Genomic DNA, 15215 nt, shown 5'->3' on the forward strand with positions numbered 1-15215 from the left:
CCGCACTGATTCTGGAGATTCGGAGCCCCACCGCGTTGAAAATACTCGCCGCGACCTCGCCTCCTGTTTCCAACGATCCCGGGGCAAGGGGCGTCACTCCCCGGGCTGTGATCCTTGCCTGCATACTGCTGCCGGCGAACGCCTACTGGATCACCCAGATGGCCGTGGTGCGGTACGAGGGCCACCCAACCACGGTTTCGCTGTTCTTCAACGCCGTCTTCATACTCTTCTCGCTGGTGCTGATCAACTCCGGCATCCGTCGACTCTTCCCGCGCCGTGCGCTGCACCGCAATGAACTGCTAGTGATCTACTGCATGGTCTGCGTGGCCTCGGCGCTTTGTGGGCACGACCTGATCCAAGTGGTCACTCCGCAGATTGTGATGCCCTTCTGGCTGGCAAGCCCGGAGAATAAGTGGGAAGACCTCTTCTTCCAGTACCTGCCGCAGCACCTGACCATCAGCGACCCGGATATTTACGAGCCTGCATTCGAGGGCGGCACGACGCTGTATACCATGGAGCGCATAAAGGCCTGGGCCGTGCCGGTCGCGAACTGGGGTCTGTTTCTCATCGTCCTGAGCACCATGATGCTGGCGATGAACTCTCTGCTTCGCAAGCGTTGGATGGACCGGGAAAAGCTGACCTACCCCATCACCCACATGCCCCTGGAGCTGACCCAGCCGGGCGTCCCCCTCTTGCGCAACAAGTTCATGTGGATGGGATTCGCAGTCGCCGCGGCGATCACGCTCATCAACGGCTTTCACGAACTGTGGCCCGCGATCCCGCTCATCAAAGTGCGCGTGGTCCACTATGATGCGTACATGTCCACGCTGTTCCGGACGTATCCGTGGAACGCCCTCGGCGGGACGCGTATCTCCTTCTACCCCTTCGCGGTAGGCCTGGGCCTCCTGCTTCCCCTGGACCTGGCGTTTTCATGCTGGTTCTTCTATCTCTTCTGGAAGGGGCAGCGGCTTGTCTCCGCGATGCTCGGGTTGAGCCAGATCCCACGTTTCCCGTACGCCGATCAGCAGGCTTCGGCGGCATATATCGGACTGGCAGTTTTTGCGCTGTGGATGGCCAGGGGACACATCAAGGATATCTGGCTGGGTCTGGTGGGCCGATCGCCAATCAACGACAAGGGTGAGCCGATGGGCTACCCCCTGGCGATGTGGGTGTTGGGGGGCGGCGCGGCGTTTCTTGCGCTTTTCGCGGCGCGCATGGGCATGTGGATGTGGGTCGCAACACTGCTCTTTGGCATCTACTTCCTGATCTCTCTGACGGTGGCACGCGTTCGGGCTGAACTTGGCCCGCCTGCCCATGATTTGCACAATGGCGGCCCGGACCTCATCCTCACGAACCTGTTCGGCACAAGCACGGCTGTCTTCGACGCCCGCCAGTTGACTGTGCTCGAAATGTGCTACTGGTTCAACCGAGCCTACCGCGCACACCCCATGCCGATCCAGCTTGAGTCCTTCAAGATCGCGCAGACGTCGGGAATCCCCCAGTCCGCGATGGCGCTGGCCCTTACCATCGCCACGGTTATCGGCGTGTTTGCCGCTTTCTGGGCACAGGTCCACAACTACTACAGCTATGGGATGGCGGCGAAAATGAGTTTTGTCGCCCAGACTTTCGGGCGCGAGCCATTCCAGCGTCTTGCAGGCTGGCTACAGGCGCCATACGGCACTCGCTGGCCCGAAATCGGCGCCTACGCAGTGGGATTCGTCTTCTCACTGCTTCTCATGTTTCTGCGCGTGAACTTCATCTGGTGGCCCTTCCACCCTGTCGGCTATGCAATCTCGGGCAGTTGGTCGATGAACTGCCTGTGGCTCCCCATTTTCATCGCCTGGCTCATCAAGTTAGTCATGCTGCGCTACGGCGGGTTCAAGATGTTCCAGTCGGCGATTCCCGCCGCCCTGGGACTGGTCCTGGGCGAGTTCATTCTCGGAAGCCTGTGGACCCTGATTGGGATCATTTTCCAGATACGCACGTACGCATTCTGGGTGTGATTGCGAGCTATCGCCTTTGCACACGAAGTTGAGAGCCATGCATCGACTCGCCACAACACGGCCGCTGCCGGTGCTAATCGCCATTTTCGCGTGCGCGCTAAGCAGCCGCCTCGCCGCGCAGATCACCGGCGTCACCGCGCAGGGGGCGGATCTCGTGACGCCTCCCCACTCCACGAACGACGTAGTGCTCGTCTATGGTCTTGGCTTCCCCTTCCAGGTTGCGCCCGACAGGGCGGCGGTTTTCTGCAATGTCCGTGTCGAGGGCATAAACGTCACGGACTACGAGAACGGGACAGATGTCATCGTCTTCAACGACCTCGAGGCGATTAGCGCCGACGACGCGGTCGCGATCTCTCGCAACGAGCGCGAGACCGGCGCTGATGGCGAAAAGCGTCTTGTGGTGAAGTTCCCGATCATCGGCGGGTTCGTCCCGCAAGGGGCGCTCCGTGAGGACGGCACCCCTCACCCTCACGCAGGCAGCGGCTTCGGGCTCTGCCAGGCCATCTCTTTCCCCGTGGACGAGAACGGTCACTTCAGCTGGAGTACGAAGTACATCCACCGTAGTGAGGTTCACCAGTTCACATACGGCGGCGAGGGCTTCCGGTCAGTGCGTTCATCATCAGGGCTGGAGCAGACGCACCCGACGGTGGGTGTCTGGCGGATCGTGGCGCCCGGGATCACAAACGCCATCCCGGACGGCGATGATCTGCTCCTGGCAGTCAGCGCCACCGACGGGTCCGGACAAGTGACCGGTGTATCGCGCTGGGCTCGCAGTCAATCCCGGTGGCGACCCGTCGCTTTCTCGCCCGTAACTCCGCCCGGTGAGGGTTGGGCCGAACCGAGCCTTGTCCGCGACAAGGACGGTGCCCTGCTCTTCACCACCAGGGGCTCGGGTGGCGAGCGGTACGGCCAAGTTCAGGTGTGGCGTAAGAACGGCGAGGGTCCACAATGGCGCCTGGTGGTGAGCACCCCTGACGTCCGCGTCTGGCACAAGCAGGACGATGGCCTGGAATGGGGCACGGTGATCAAGCTGGCGGGCGCACACAACTCCGGTCCGATCTCCATCGGATCCGCAGCGGACGGCACTCCGTATATCGCTGCTAACCTGTCCGGCAGTGGACGTGAGACACTGTGCATCTGGCCCCTGAACGCCGAACGCATGGACCTCGAGAAACCACTTACGGTGCGGGCCGCCCGAGATGAGTTCGGTCCGGCTCCCGGTGGAGGGGCCTGGATGGTCGATCATCCCTCCGGTGCGGTGCTGCGACTGGCGGACGGCCGGTGGCACGGCGTCCTTGCCTACCGCGTGCTGGGGGACGCCGAGCACAAAGGCGCCCTCCCCACGGCTAAGACCGGCTGCTATCTCGAGGAAATAGCTTCCTCCGGGCCCCCTCTGCCGCCCTGGCGGTTCGAATGATACCCCTCCGATGCATGTTATGGCCATCGACTCCGGTGAACTACCTATTGACACCGAACGTCATCTACTATATCTTATAGTAGATACTACACAGCTCAGTCGGCAAGGAGGGTCCCCCGATGACATACAGGCCCCGGAACGGCGGAAATATCAGTTCGCCCGGTATCGCGCTCCTGGTCCTTGGCGCCTGCGTGTTCGTCCCCGTGTTGTTCAGCGGATGCTCGAGCGATGACGAGACCACCTTCGTAGACTGCGAACCGCGATACCACAACCTGACTATCATCCTCCAGGTGCATGATCTGGCTGGCGACGCCCTGGGGGAGGTTACGGTCTGGGTCGATGGCGTCGCGCAGAACGCCCGGACAAGCTGGCAATTCGTCTCTCTCGGCAACCAGTATCCGCCGGAATGGCGTGGGTTCCTGGCGAACTGGATCTTCTCGGGCTTCACCGTGGCCACCTACCGCGCCGATGACCTGGAGACAGTGACGGTGGTTGTGACCAAGCCAGGCTACCAGCCGCAGGGTACGGTGTTTTACGTGGCTGACGATCTGCCAAGCCAGGTCTACGCCCGGGAGACTTTCACGATGCTGCCCACGGCTTTCCCGGCGGGTGCCGAAGGTACGGATGAGATAAAGCCCATCATGAAAGACGAGCCCGGCGAGGTCATTGGCTGGGAAAAGCCTGCAACCACGGGAGCGACCAATTCGATGTTCAAGATCGCGGGGCTATAGCCGCTCACGCTCGGTTGACGGGCGCGATCAGGTGACGAAAAGCAGACGCCGCGGATTGCAGACCAGTCCGCGGCGTCTTTGGTGTTTCATTGGGCAATGTATCGTCAGCGTTGGGCAAGAATGGCCTTGAAATCCCGCCGGAAGGCCTGCAACGCCTTCCCTCGATGACTTACCTGGCTTTTCTCCGCGCGGCTCAGCCGGGCGAAAGTGCACCCCGCCGGCGGGTAGATGAACACGGGGTCGAAGCCGAACCCGTTGTCGCCCTCGGGCGCATCGGAGATGAACCCTTCCACAGTCTCCTGCCACGTGCCCAGAATCCCCTCGGGAGACGCGAGCGCAATGCAGCAGACGAACCGCGCCTGGCGATCCTCGGGCGCGACCCCCTCAAGGCGCTGGAGCAACCACGCGATGCGTTCGGGATCAGTCTCCGCAACGCGCGCCGACTTCACGCCGGGTTCGCCATTGAGCGCATCCACCTCCAGGCCACTGTCATCGGCGACGGCCCAGTGCCCGGTGGCTGCGGCGATGACCAGAGCCTTTTCACAGGCATTCGCGCAGAAGGTATCGTGAGGCTCTTCTACTTCCGGCGCGTCCGGAAAGTCCGCGAGCGAGACCACCTCCACGGCCAGCCCATCCAACAGTTCCGCGATTTCCCGAAACTTGCCCTGATTCCGGGTGGCGACCACGAGCCGCTCCAGCATGCTATCCGGCCCCGTGCCTTTCGATGATTTCGTCGATCTGAGCCAGCTGCTCGGGAGTGAGGGTCCAACCGGATGCCGCCGCTGTCTCTTGAATCTGGGCGGGTCGCTTGGCACCAGCGAGGGCACAGGTCAGGCCGGGCTGGGCGAGAACCCAGGCCAGCGCGAGCTGAGCCGCGGTGCGTCCCTGAGCCTCCGCCATCGCAGCCAGTTCCCGCACAGCTGCCACGTTTCTCGCGAGGCGCTCGCCCTTGAACATAGGGGAACTTGAGCGGGCATCAGACTCCGGGAAGGTCGCATTCTCGTCATACTTTCCGGTGAGCAATCCGCGCGCCATGGGACTGTACGCCAGCACGCCGATGTTGTGCTCGCGGCAGAATGGGAGTATTTCCGCCTCGATGTCCCGGGTGAGCATGCTGTAGGGCGGCTGGAGGGAGTGCAGTGGGCAGACTTCCATGAACTCGGACATCTGCTCCACGCTGTAGTTGGAGACACCGACAGCCCTGATCTTCCCGCTGTCCAGGCAGGCCTTCATCGCGGCGGCGGTGTCCTTGATCGGCACGTCAGGGTCGGGCCAGTGAACCTGGAACAGGTCGATGTAATCTGTCTCCAGGCGGTCGAGACTGTCCTCAAGACTGCTCGCAATGTACTCGGGCGAACTGTTGCGGGTGATGTTCTGGTCTGCGTCCCACTGCAGTCCGGTCTTCGTGGCGATGATGACCTGGTCTCGAGGCAAGCCGGCGATGCCCTGCGCGAGGACCCGTTCCGAATGCCCGCAGCCGTAGGCCTGAGCGGTGTCGTAGAAATTGATCCCCAGCGAGAAGGCCAGCTTGACGGCGGCAACGGATTCCTCGTCGACGACGTCGTCACCCCAGAAAGCATGGCCCATCGCCCAACAGCCGTACCCCACTGTTGAGATGTTCAGATCACTTGCGCCCAGCTTGCGATACTCCAACCTGGAGCCCTCCTTCATTCGCCCAGTCGGGCGATAGCTTCCGCCTGTTTCGCCATGAGCGCTCTGATTCCGTCCTGCCCGAGACTCATCATCTGGTTCAGCTGCTCGAAGCTGAAGGCGCCATCCTCGGCGGTGGCCTGGATCTCCACGATCTTCCCCTCACCGGTCATGATCAGATTCAGGTCCACACCGGCCTTGCTGTCTTCTTCGAAACAAAGGTCCAGCATGGGTTCGCCGGCAACGATCCCCACCGAGACCGCGGCCACCTGAGTGACCAGCGGACTGCGCTTGATAACGCGGCGCTTCTCCAAGTTCTTTGTGGCTTGCGCAAGAGCCACATAGGCACCGGTGATGGAGGCTGTCCGGGTGCCGCCGTCAGCCTGGAGCACGTCGCAGTCGAGAGTGATGGTGCGCTGCCCGAGAAGCTTCAAGTCGCACGCGGCCCGCAGTGCGCGACCGATGAGACGCTGGATCTCGAGAGTGCGCCCCCCCTGTTTGCCAGTCGCCGCCTCGCGGCTGGAGCGTTCGGAGGTCGCTCGCGGAAGCATTCCGTACTCTGCGGTGATCCAGCCCTGGTCGGAGTCCATGAGCCACCGGGGCACGCGGTCCTCAATGGAGGCAGTCACGTGCACTTTGGTGTCGCCCTGCACGATGAGACACGAGCCTTCCGCGTATTTATTTACACCCACCAGCAGCTTGATGTCTCGAAGGTCAGCGTTGCCACGTCCGTCAGATCGAATCAAAGCGTCTCGTTCCTTCCCGGTAATTGTTTCGTGCTGGGATTACATTCGCCCCGGCGCCCCGGTGCCCTCCACGAACTGCCGCAAACCCTCGCAGATGGCCACGGCAGCCCTCTCGCGGGTCGTGTCCTGCTGCAAGAGGGCTTCCTCCGTGTCGCTGTTCAGAAACATCAGCTCCACGAGCACTGCGGGCATTCGGGTCTCGCGGATGACCACGAACCGGGCCTGCTTCAAGCCGCGGTCAGGTCGCTTGAGCGCCGCAACCAGAGATTGCTGCATAATCATACCCAGGCACTTGCTGGCCTGGCGATAGTAGAAGGTCTCGGTGCCAATACCCTCGTTCCGCCGGGGCATGGCATTGCAATGAATGCTGACAAACATGTCCGCCCCGAGGCGGTTGGCAAAACCAGCGCGGTCATAGAGATCCACAAAACGGTCATCATCCCGGGTCATGCGAGCAAGCACACCACGGCTGCGCAGAATCCGCGCTGCTCGTTGGGCCACGTCGAGAGTGACTTCCTTCTCCTTGAGCACCTTGCCCGAAGCGCCGTTGTCCTTGCCACCGTGCCCGGCGTCGAGAACTACCCGCTTCCCTTCCAGCTGCTCGCGCCGGAAGACAATCTCCAAACCCGCGGGAGCGATGGGGTTCACGTCGAACTGGATCAGTTCGCGCAGGTTGAGGGTGAGGGTGGTCTGCGGCGGGTCTCCGTCCTGGTCCACGGTCACCGACTCGACGAACTCGCCGAACATGGGCAGATCGCGTTCGCTAGTGCCGGATCGCGTGTCGGCAAAACTCACGGTGATGCGCACCGGCCGCATGTGCAGGTCCCAGTTTGGGGTCACAGGCCAGTCCGTGAGAATGCGCAGCCGCTCGGAGTCGTCCGTGCCTTGCACAAGCGTCACGTCGGTAATCGCCGGGAAACGGCGCTTGACGACGGGCGCATTGTCCGACGGGCTGCCGATGATCATTATCCCGCCATACCCGCCTGCCGCCGGCTCCCAGCGGCCCGGTTGGTCGCTCCCGAGATCGGCAACCACTCTAGCGGTCGGCGGCTGAGGAACCGGTACTCCCAGGCGCACCCTGGCAAGCGGGCCGGTGTGGATATACTGGATCATCGGCACGTCAGGGGCAATCTCGGCGCCGCGCAGGTCAACATAGAAGCGGGTGGGGGCAGCCATGCGTTCGGTATTTCCCGTCACCGGCGCGGAGCAGTCCAAACGGATTCGCGCACCGCGCGCATCCGCACGCACTTCCACTTGAGTCAGGACCGCATTGGCCAGCACGAATGCGTCGCCCTTCTTCCAGCGGAAGGAGAGGCCGAGAGCCGTGAGCACTGGTTCAAGAGGTCCGTAGCAGGTGCCCTGGCGCAGTTCGATCTTGCGCGGAAGCACGCGGGGATTGCCGGCAATCTGAGCGGTGGCGCTGCCGACTGCGAGCTTCACGCTCTGCCCGCGCGCCGTGGTCAGGGTAAGTGTCTGCTCAGCCTTGTTCCAGTCCGCGCGCGCGGAAGCCAGTCGGGCAGCATCAGCGAGTGGGCCGCAGACAACGCCGTCCAGAACCAGCGCTGCCGGGCCGCTATCCAGGGCCCGGCCGCATATAACAACGCCCACCGGCTCCTGCGCCACGCAGACGCCGGCGAAAATGATCGTTCCGAGGACCCACACGCCACCAAGACGGCTACCCATCGGCTACCCAGTCCCGTGTTGCGGTCTGTGATGCAGGCTTCGATGCGATATCACGGGGCCGAGACTGCCGCCACAGCGCGCGGCGATCCCGGACAAGCACACTAAAAGGCCCGGCATAACCGGGCAGATCCACCGTGTTGGTTGGTGGAGGCGGCGGGAATCGAACCCGCGTCCGAAGAGAGGAACGACACTGCGTCTACGAGCGTAGCGGCCGATTCGATCTCGCCGTGGCTTCCCTGGTCGCCCGGTATCCCCGGCCAGCCCGAATTTGGTTCCCGCGTCCCTTAGCGGGCGTTTGGGACGTCGGTATCCAACCCAGTTGATGTCTCATCCGAAGCGGGTTGGCTCGCCCCGGGAGACATGGCTACGTTAAGCAGCCAGTGCCAGTTCGTTGTTGGCAGTTATTCTTTTCCCGCGTTTTACGAGACTCGGGGATCTCGGCTCGCAGCCTTGCCTTTCCTGTCTCCCCGTCGAAACCAATCGCCCCCAAACCGCACTCACAAAGCTATTATACCCCCAAGATGGGGGTGGGTCAAACATACGGCGAATGCATAGTTTATGGTGAACAGTTGATAGTGAACGGCGAGCGCAAAGGACCACCGGAGCGCAACGGCCCGGTCACTTCACCCCGAACACATGCATCGTGGTCTGCCGGTACACCTGTCCCGGTCGCAGGACGACGGATGGGAACTCGGGTTTGTTGATGGAGTCCGGGTAGTGCTGGGTCTCCAGGCAGAACCCCCCGTGCTTCTGGTAGACCACGCCGCCCTTGCCCTTGAGGGTGCCGTCCAGGAAGTTCCCGGTGTACAGCTGGATGCCGGGTTCCGTCGTGTAGATCTCCATCACGCGCCCCGTGGTAATCTCCTCAACCCGCGCAGCGAAGGCCAACTTACCGCCGCCTGAATCCAGGCAGAAATTGTGGTCATATCCGCCCGGGTCGCCCGTCATCATGTCGATGTCCCGGCCAATGCGCTTGGGGCGGGTGAAGTCCAGCGGCGTGCCGGCCACGGGTGCGATCTCGCCCGTGGGAATGAGAGTGTCATCCACCGGCGTATAGTGCGAGGCCGCCAGGGTCAGGCGATGGCCGAGAATATCCCCCTTCTCCGGACCGGCCAGATTGAAGTAGCTGTGGTGCGTGAGGTTGACCGGGGTGGCCTTGTCGGTAGTGGCCCGGTAGTCGATGCGCAGGGCGTTGTCATTGGTGAGGGTGTATGTGACGCGCACTCGCAGGTTTCCCGGGAACCCCTCTTCCCCATCTGGGCTCAGGTATTCGAAACGCACCGCCGGACCGGCGGCAGTCCGGAGCGGCGTGGCCTTCCATACCACCTTGTCAAAGCCCACAATGCCGCCATGGAGGGTGTTCGGGCCATTGTTGGCCGCAAGGAGGTACTCCTTGCCATCCAGCGTGAACCTAGCTCCCCCAATGCGGTTCGCCACCCGGCCCACGGTTGCGCCGAAGTACGGGTGCCCGGCGAGGTACGCGTCCAGATTGTCGAAGCCCAGGACCACATCGCCCAATTTGCCTTCGCGGTCCGGTACGTGCAGTTCAGTAAGCAGCGCGCCGTAGGTCATGATCTTCGCGACCAGGCCGTTGACGTTAGTCAGGACGTACAGGTCCACGGGCTTGCCTTGCTCGGGAGTTTTCCCGAAGTCCAGGCGCTGGATGCTCGGCCTCGCGGCGAAGCTCGTGGAGATGAGAATGAGAAGGCAACTACACAACACGGTGGCGCGCATGGTGAGGCCTCCTTCGTATCTGTGGCTGAGACTGGTCAGCGGTTCCGCTGCCCCTCAGTCGTCGAAACTATTGTCTTTGATGAACTGAATCAGCTCTGTCAGCGTGGTCGTCGCCAGGCAGACGCAGGTGTCCGCCGCGCCGTAGTACACCCGGAGTTCGTCGGTCTCCGGGTCGTGGGTCGCAGCCACCGGAAAGACCACGTTCGGCGTGTCGCCCACACATTCATAGAGGGCTGTGGGCGCAAGGATGTAGCGGCTGGTGCGATAGAGCACCCTCCACGGCTCGTCAAGATCAAGAAGCGCCGCACCCGCGCTGTAGACGAAGCCATTGCAGGACGTGAGCACCCCGTGATAGATCATTACCCACCCTTCAGGGGTCTCGATGGGCACGGGTCCCGCGCCGATCTTCGTGCTCTGCCACCCGCCGCGCCGGCCCATGACGAACCGATGCTTGCCCCAGTAGATCAGGTCTTTCGAGAAGCACAGGAAGATGTCGCCGAAGGGCGTGTGGCCCATGTCGCTGGGCCGGTGGAGCATACAGTACTCCCCATTGATCTTGCGCGGGAAAAGCACCGCATTGCGATTGCACGGCGGCAGGGCTATCTCCAGAAGCTCAAAGTCCTCGAAGTCGTCAGTCACTCCCATGCCGATGCACGGGCCGTGGTAGCCATGGCACCAAGTCACGTAGTAGCGGCCGTCAAGCTGGGTGATGCGCGGGTCATAGCCGTACTCGAAGCGCGAGAGATCACAATTGCCACAGCGCCACCGGATCGGTTCCGGCGAAATGTGCCAGTCGATGCCGTCCTTGCTCTGGCCGGAGTGAAGCGTCATGTTCCGGGCCTGGTCGTCCACCCGGAAGACCCCCCGGTACTCGTCGCCCACCCGGATGACGCTGCTGTTCATGATGCTGTTGGAGGTGGGCGTCGCATTGCGGTGGATGATGGGGTTACCGGGATAGCGCTTCAGGAGTGGCTCGTTTGCTGGACTGAGTTCGTGCATGGTGCCTCACCGGTGTCCGATTCAATGAACGGCGTTGAACTCGCGGATCGCGTCGAACATCGCCAGCAAATTCGGGACCGGCGTGTTCGGCTGGATATTGTGGATGGTGTTGAAAACGAACCCGCCTCCAGGAGCGAAGACTTCCAGGCGCTCCAGGACCTCGGCGCGCACTTCCTCGGGCGTGCCGAAGGGCAGCGTGCGCTGGGTGTCGACTCCGCCACCCCAGAAGGTGATGCGGTCGCCGAAATCCGCCTTCAGCCCCCGCGCCTCCATGCCATCCGCAGAGCATTGGACCGGGTTCAGGATGTCAAAGCCGGCGTCGATGAAGTCTTCCAGAAGCGGGCGAATGCCGCCGCAGGAGTGGATGAAGGTCTTCCACCGGGTGTTCGCGTGGATCCAGTCATTCACCGCGCGATGGAAGGGCTTGAACAGGTCGCGGTAGCTCTCCACCGACGCAAAGGGCCCGCGCTGGGTCCCGAAGTCGGTCCCGGTAACCATTGCGACCTGCACGGCGTCACCAACCACCGCGGCGATGCGCTCGAGGTTGCGAAGGGCGATTTCGCACTGTCTGGCGAAAACGATCTTCACATAGTCGCGGCGGGCGACCGTGGATATGTACCATTCCTCCACGTCGCGGATTCCCTTCGGATGCTTCAGGAAAGGCGCAGGGACAAGGGCAATGTCACCGAATCCAGTGCCGCCGAAATTGGCGACCACTGCCCGGTCTGACGCATCCAGGTCTGCAGCCAGAGTGCTGTAGCGCGCCAGTTCACCCTCAGTGACCGGCTGAAACTCCTCCAGATTGTCTTCAGGGTCCAGGCTCGCGTCGTCAATCGGCTCCTGTCGAATAATGCTGTCGAAGTAGAAGCCGCCCGCGGGCATCCGGCCACTGGGCGGCACAGTCTGGTCGCCGCCAGGGTACTGGAGCAGATCGCCGTTGGGTTCGGGCTGGGTGTTGAAGCCTCCCGGAACGAGGACCGGCGTCCCGTCCGGCATGTCCCAGGGCTTCCAGTCCTCGGCGGGGTACCCGAAGAGGGTGTCCTTCCCGCCGATGCCCACGGTGTCGATGCCCAGAGCTTCGCGCAGATCATCGGTGACTTCGCCCAGCATCTGGTACGGCTCGATCACCCGTACGCGATCACCGGGCTTGTCAAGACCCAGCGCCAGGCGCAGCTTCGACAGCGTAGACGCAGAGATGCCCGAGACCGGCGTGGCGCCGATGTCCAGGGGCACGCGGTCAGGCTCGCGATGGTCGATTGCCGCAAGGACTCTCTCGCGGGAGGTCATGTCGCCCACCTCGGGTCAAGTCACGGGAAGAGCACGTCGGCTTCTTCCTTGACGATGCGCTTGATGTCCTGCTCGCACTCGGGCGTCAGCGGGTAGCGCAGGAAATGCCGCCAGGTGCTGAAGATGCCCATCTCCACGAGAAGCCGCTTCTGCCCGGCCAGCCAGCACGCGATGCTCTCGCCCCCGAAAACCGCGTACATCATGGTGTTCATGCGCTCCTGCAAGGCATTCGCAGTGGTCAGATCGCCGGACTTCACCGCCTGCATGATGAGCCCCGCCAGGTAGCCGTTGAAGATTCCGCCGCCCAGCAGGAGTCCGTCGTAGCCGGCCGCCAGGTAATCCACGCACTTGAACTCGTTCCCGTTGAGCAGAAGCAGGTCTGGGCGCTTGCGGCGGGCTTCGAGAGCGATCTTCCGGCGGCCGTCATCCGAAGAGCTGTCCTTGACGAGGACCACATTGTCTTCGGCGTAGATGTTGGCCAGGACTTCATCCGGGACCACCACAGCTCCGAGCTTGCCACGGTCGTAGACGCCTACTGGCAAGGAGCTGTCACGGATCGCTTCCTGATACAGAGCGAGAATGTTGTCCGGCGTTGCGTTCAGGAGGAAGTAGGGCGGCGCGATAACCGCCACGTCCGCGCCGTCCTCGGCAGCCATCGCGATGTTGTCGAGGATCCGCGCAGAGGAGTTGTCGGTGACCTGCACCGCGATTACCAGCCGTCCCGCAGAAGCCTTCACGGTGGCTCTGACCAACGCACGGCGGGTCGAATCGGGCATCCAGGCGCCTTCACCGCAAGTCCCTGCGAGGAACAGGCCTTTCACCCCCAGGCGCAAATGGTGCTCCACCATGCGCTCCACCGAGGCTTCGTCCAGCGTCATGTCGTCATTGAAAGGCGTGGGCGTCGCCGACCACACTCCGGCAAGTTTGTCACGGCTCAGCGCGGCCATAGTGTGTCTCCCTGTCTGTTGTTGACTACCCGTGAGGGAGATTCTCCCTTTGCTTCCGGGTTCCTTTGTCCCTGCCTTCGGCCTCAGAGCTGGTTCTGCTCCCAGGGATTGTCCGGCGGCGGCGCTGGTCGATTCAGTCTTCGGAGCAGGTCCTCTATGTCCCGTTCATCCCCCGGCCGGTCCAGGTCCATCGCGAGTTCGGGGCGGTCCAGGATCATCAGTTCGCAGCGCGCGGCACCGGTCATCCGTTCCAGAAGGCGCGCAAGCGCGGATATGCTCGTGCCGGCCCGCGGGCTGACAAACCCGACCAGGAAGCGGAGCAGAAACCCCGGCCCGGCGAGTGAGGCGGCAAGCCACGGGCGCCTGCGCAGGACCAGAAACTGCTCCAGAGCGCCACGGAACTCGGCCGCCGCGTCCGGCCGCACCAGCGCGACGCCGGTGTGGGTCACCCAGCCTTCTTTCACAGGCAGCCAGGCCCAGTGGCGCTCCGGGGCCACCATCTCCGCGGAATCCCGCGACACCAGGGGGAGACACAGCTCGGCGTCGCCCGAGCAATGCGCCAGGAACTCGCAGAGCGCCGCGGGAGTGACCGCAGGCAGGTCGCAGGTGACCACCAGGACCCGACGGTGTGTGCCTATGTCCTCGATGGCGCCCAGCAGGTTCGCGGTGAGCCCCGGCCGTTCTACGATGAGCCGGTCCGCCTTGCCCTCGCCGACCATCTCCCCCAGCAGGTCATCCGGACCGGCGATGGTGATGCTCTGGACATTGGGCACTTTTCGCAGGGCGTCTATGATGTGGGCGATGCTCGGCTTGCCCAGGATCGGTATCAGCGCCTTGTGCCCCCAACCGGTCCATTCGGCGAGATCGCGGCCCGAGCTTCCACCGGCGAGGATCAGAGCATCCACATGCTCGCGCGACTCCTGCGGGGTCTGGCACGCCGCAGAGACGGCAGCGCCCGGGACACGTCTGGTGGAAGGCTCCAGCCAGACCCGCTCGGCCCGACGCTGCGCAACGCCCGTGAGCTTGTCGTCCTCCAGTAGTCCACGGCGCCGCAGCATGACGTGCTCGAACCCTACGGCGATATGCGCGCCAAACAGGAGCGTCTGGGAGCCGATGAAGGACCACAGTGAGAAAACGACGACGCCGGTGAGGCCACCGTAGATCGTGCCGAACTGCTGTGACTGAGCGATAATGCTGGTGAATATGTGAGAGACAAGGAGCCACAAAACCGTCGCGCCCAGTGAGCCCGCCAACACTGCCTGATTAGGGACGCGCTGGACAGGCATGAGCTTGTACACAAGGGCGAACGCCACCCAGACCAGCAAGATCTGGACGGCCTCCACGAACCATGGCTGAGCGGCGTCCAGAATTGCTGGATTGATCTCCGGGAACTGCAGCAGCCACGTTCGCACCGAGGCCCACAGGGCGTTGAGAAGCATGAAGCTCCCCAGGAGCAGTCCTGCCACCACCATGCTGTTGAACGCCACCAGCTTCCGGGTGAGGTATCCGCGCGTGATCTTCCCCGGCCAGACCTCTGTCAGGCTGCGCTCCAGGGTTTCGAAGAGGCGAATTGCGGCCCAGATCACGGTAACGAGACTTGCGGCGAAGGCAAGATACGCATTGCCCTGCCCCACGAGTCCGTATGCATCCCCCGAACCCATGGTGCCGATGGGATTTGCAAGCAGCCCCTCGACCATGGGGATGATCCGGTCAGCGGCATTTGGGCCAAGCTCCCGCGCCGCCTCGCGGATGCGTTCGTACACATCAGTCCCGGGGCCCAGGAGCATCTGCAGCCCGGCGGCGAGGAGCACGGCCAGCGGACCCAGGCAGATCAGGGAGTAAAAGGCCACCGCAGCGGCCATGAAATGGGTGCCCGTGAAGTAGAAGCGCAGGTATGCGATCCTGGCAATGCGCAGCCAGAGCACCGCGATGCGCAGCGGCGCCCGGGCAACCCGGACAGCCAGTTTCTCCGGTTCAGGGTCTGTCATGTCGCCTTCTCTCAGCATGGCGGCCGGCAG

The 15215-nt window shown here is 63.0% G+C and carries 12 protein-coding genes and 1 other RNA gene; 3 read left to right on the top strand and 10 right to left on the bottom strand.

Annotation, left to right across the window (positions count from 1 at the left end; all coding sequences use genetic code 11):
* Positions 1-35 precede the first annotated feature (35 nt).
* The 3 genes from HPY44_10095 (at position 36) to HPY44_10105 (ending at position 4151) form a co-directional block, all read left to right on the top strand.
* Entirely contained in the window at positions 36-2003 is a 1968-nt protein-coding gene (locus HPY44_10095) for a hypothetical protein (GenBank protein NSW56357.1), read from the top strand.
* 37 nt (positions 2004-2040) lie between these two features.
* The gene (locus HPY44_10100) at positions 2041-3420 is read left to right on the top strand and encodes a hypothetical protein (protein NSW56358.1); all 1380 of its coding nucleotides are present in this window, start codon (positions 2041-2043) and stop codon (positions 3418-3420) included.
* A gap of 119 nt (positions 3421-3539) precedes the next feature.
* Positions 3540-4151: a hypothetical protein gene (locus HPY44_10105; protein NSW56359.1), complete on the top strand. Its 612-nt coding sequence runs from the start codon at positions 3540-3542 to the stop codon at positions 4149-4151.
* Between the two features lie 104 nt (positions 4152-4255).
* Here HPY44_10105 and rdgB read toward each other — a convergent pair whose 3' ends face one another.
* From rdgB to HPY44_10155, 10 genes are all read right to left on the bottom strand, one after another.
* The gene (gene rdgB / locus HPY44_10110) at positions 4256-4852 is read right to left on the bottom strand and encodes an RdgB/HAM1 family non-canonical purine NTP pyrophosphatase (protein ID NSW56360.1); all 597 of its coding nucleotides are present in this window, start codon (positions 4850-4852) and stop codon (positions 4256-4258) included.
* 1 nt (position 4853) lies between these two features.
* On the bottom strand, positions 4854-5804 hold the full coding sequence (locus tag HPY44_10115; GenBank protein NSW56361.1) for an aldo/keto reductase: 951 nt from the start codon (positions 5802-5804) through the stop codon (positions 4854-4856).
* A 14-nt stretch (positions 5805-5818) separates the two neighbouring features.
* Positions 5819-6544, bottom strand: a complete 726-nt coding sequence (rph, locus tag HPY44_10120; GenBank protein ID NSW56362.1) for a ribonuclease PH — start codon at positions 6542-6544, stop codon at positions 5819-5821.
* Positions 6545-6586: 42 nt separating this feature from the next.
* On the bottom strand, positions 6587-8230 hold the full coding sequence (locus tag HPY44_10125; protein ID NSW56363.1) for an N-acetylmuramoyl-L-alanine amidase: 1644 nt from the start codon (positions 8228-8230) through the stop codon (positions 6587-6589).
* Positions 8231-8372: 142 nt separating this feature from the next.
* Positions 8373-8718, bottom strand: a transfer-messenger RNA (tmRNA) gene (ssrA, locus tag HPY44_10130).
* A 130-nt stretch (positions 8719-8848) separates the two neighbouring features.
* A complete protein-coding gene (locus HPY44_10135) occupies positions 8849-9964 on the bottom strand; it encodes a galactose mutarotase (GenBank protein ID NSW56364.1) in 1116 nt (371 codons plus the stop codon).
* Between the two features lie 54 nt (positions 9965-10018).
* The gene (locus HPY44_10140; protein NSW56365.1) at positions 10019-10963 is read right to left on the bottom strand and encodes a glycoside hydrolase family 130 protein; all 945 of its coding nucleotides are present in this window, start codon (positions 10961-10963) and stop codon (positions 10019-10021) included.
* A 21-nt stretch (positions 10964-10984) separates the two neighbouring features.
* On the bottom strand, positions 10985-12250 hold the full coding sequence (locus HPY44_10145; protein NSW56366.1) for a methyltransferase: 1266 nt from the start codon (positions 12248-12250) through the stop codon (positions 10985-10987).
* A gap of 20 nt (positions 12251-12270) precedes the next feature.
* Complete coding sequence (locus tag HPY44_10150; protein NSW56367.1) at positions 12271-13197, bottom strand: dihydrodipicolinate synthase family protein; 927 nt, start codon at positions 13195-13197, stop codon at positions 12271-12273.
* 83 nt (positions 13198-13280) lie between these two features.
* Positions 13281-15185 (bottom strand): YihY/virulence factor BrkB family protein, encoded by a 1905-nt coding sequence (locus HPY44_10155; protein ID NSW56368.1) that lies wholly within the window; start codon positions 15183-15185, stop codon positions 13281-13283.
* Positions 15186-15215 lie beyond the last annotated feature (30 nt).

This window comes from Armatimonadota bacterium, assembly GCA_013314775.1.
Classification (GTDB): domain Bacteria; phylum Armatimonadota; class Zipacnadia; order Zipacnadales; family JABUFB01; genus JABUFB01.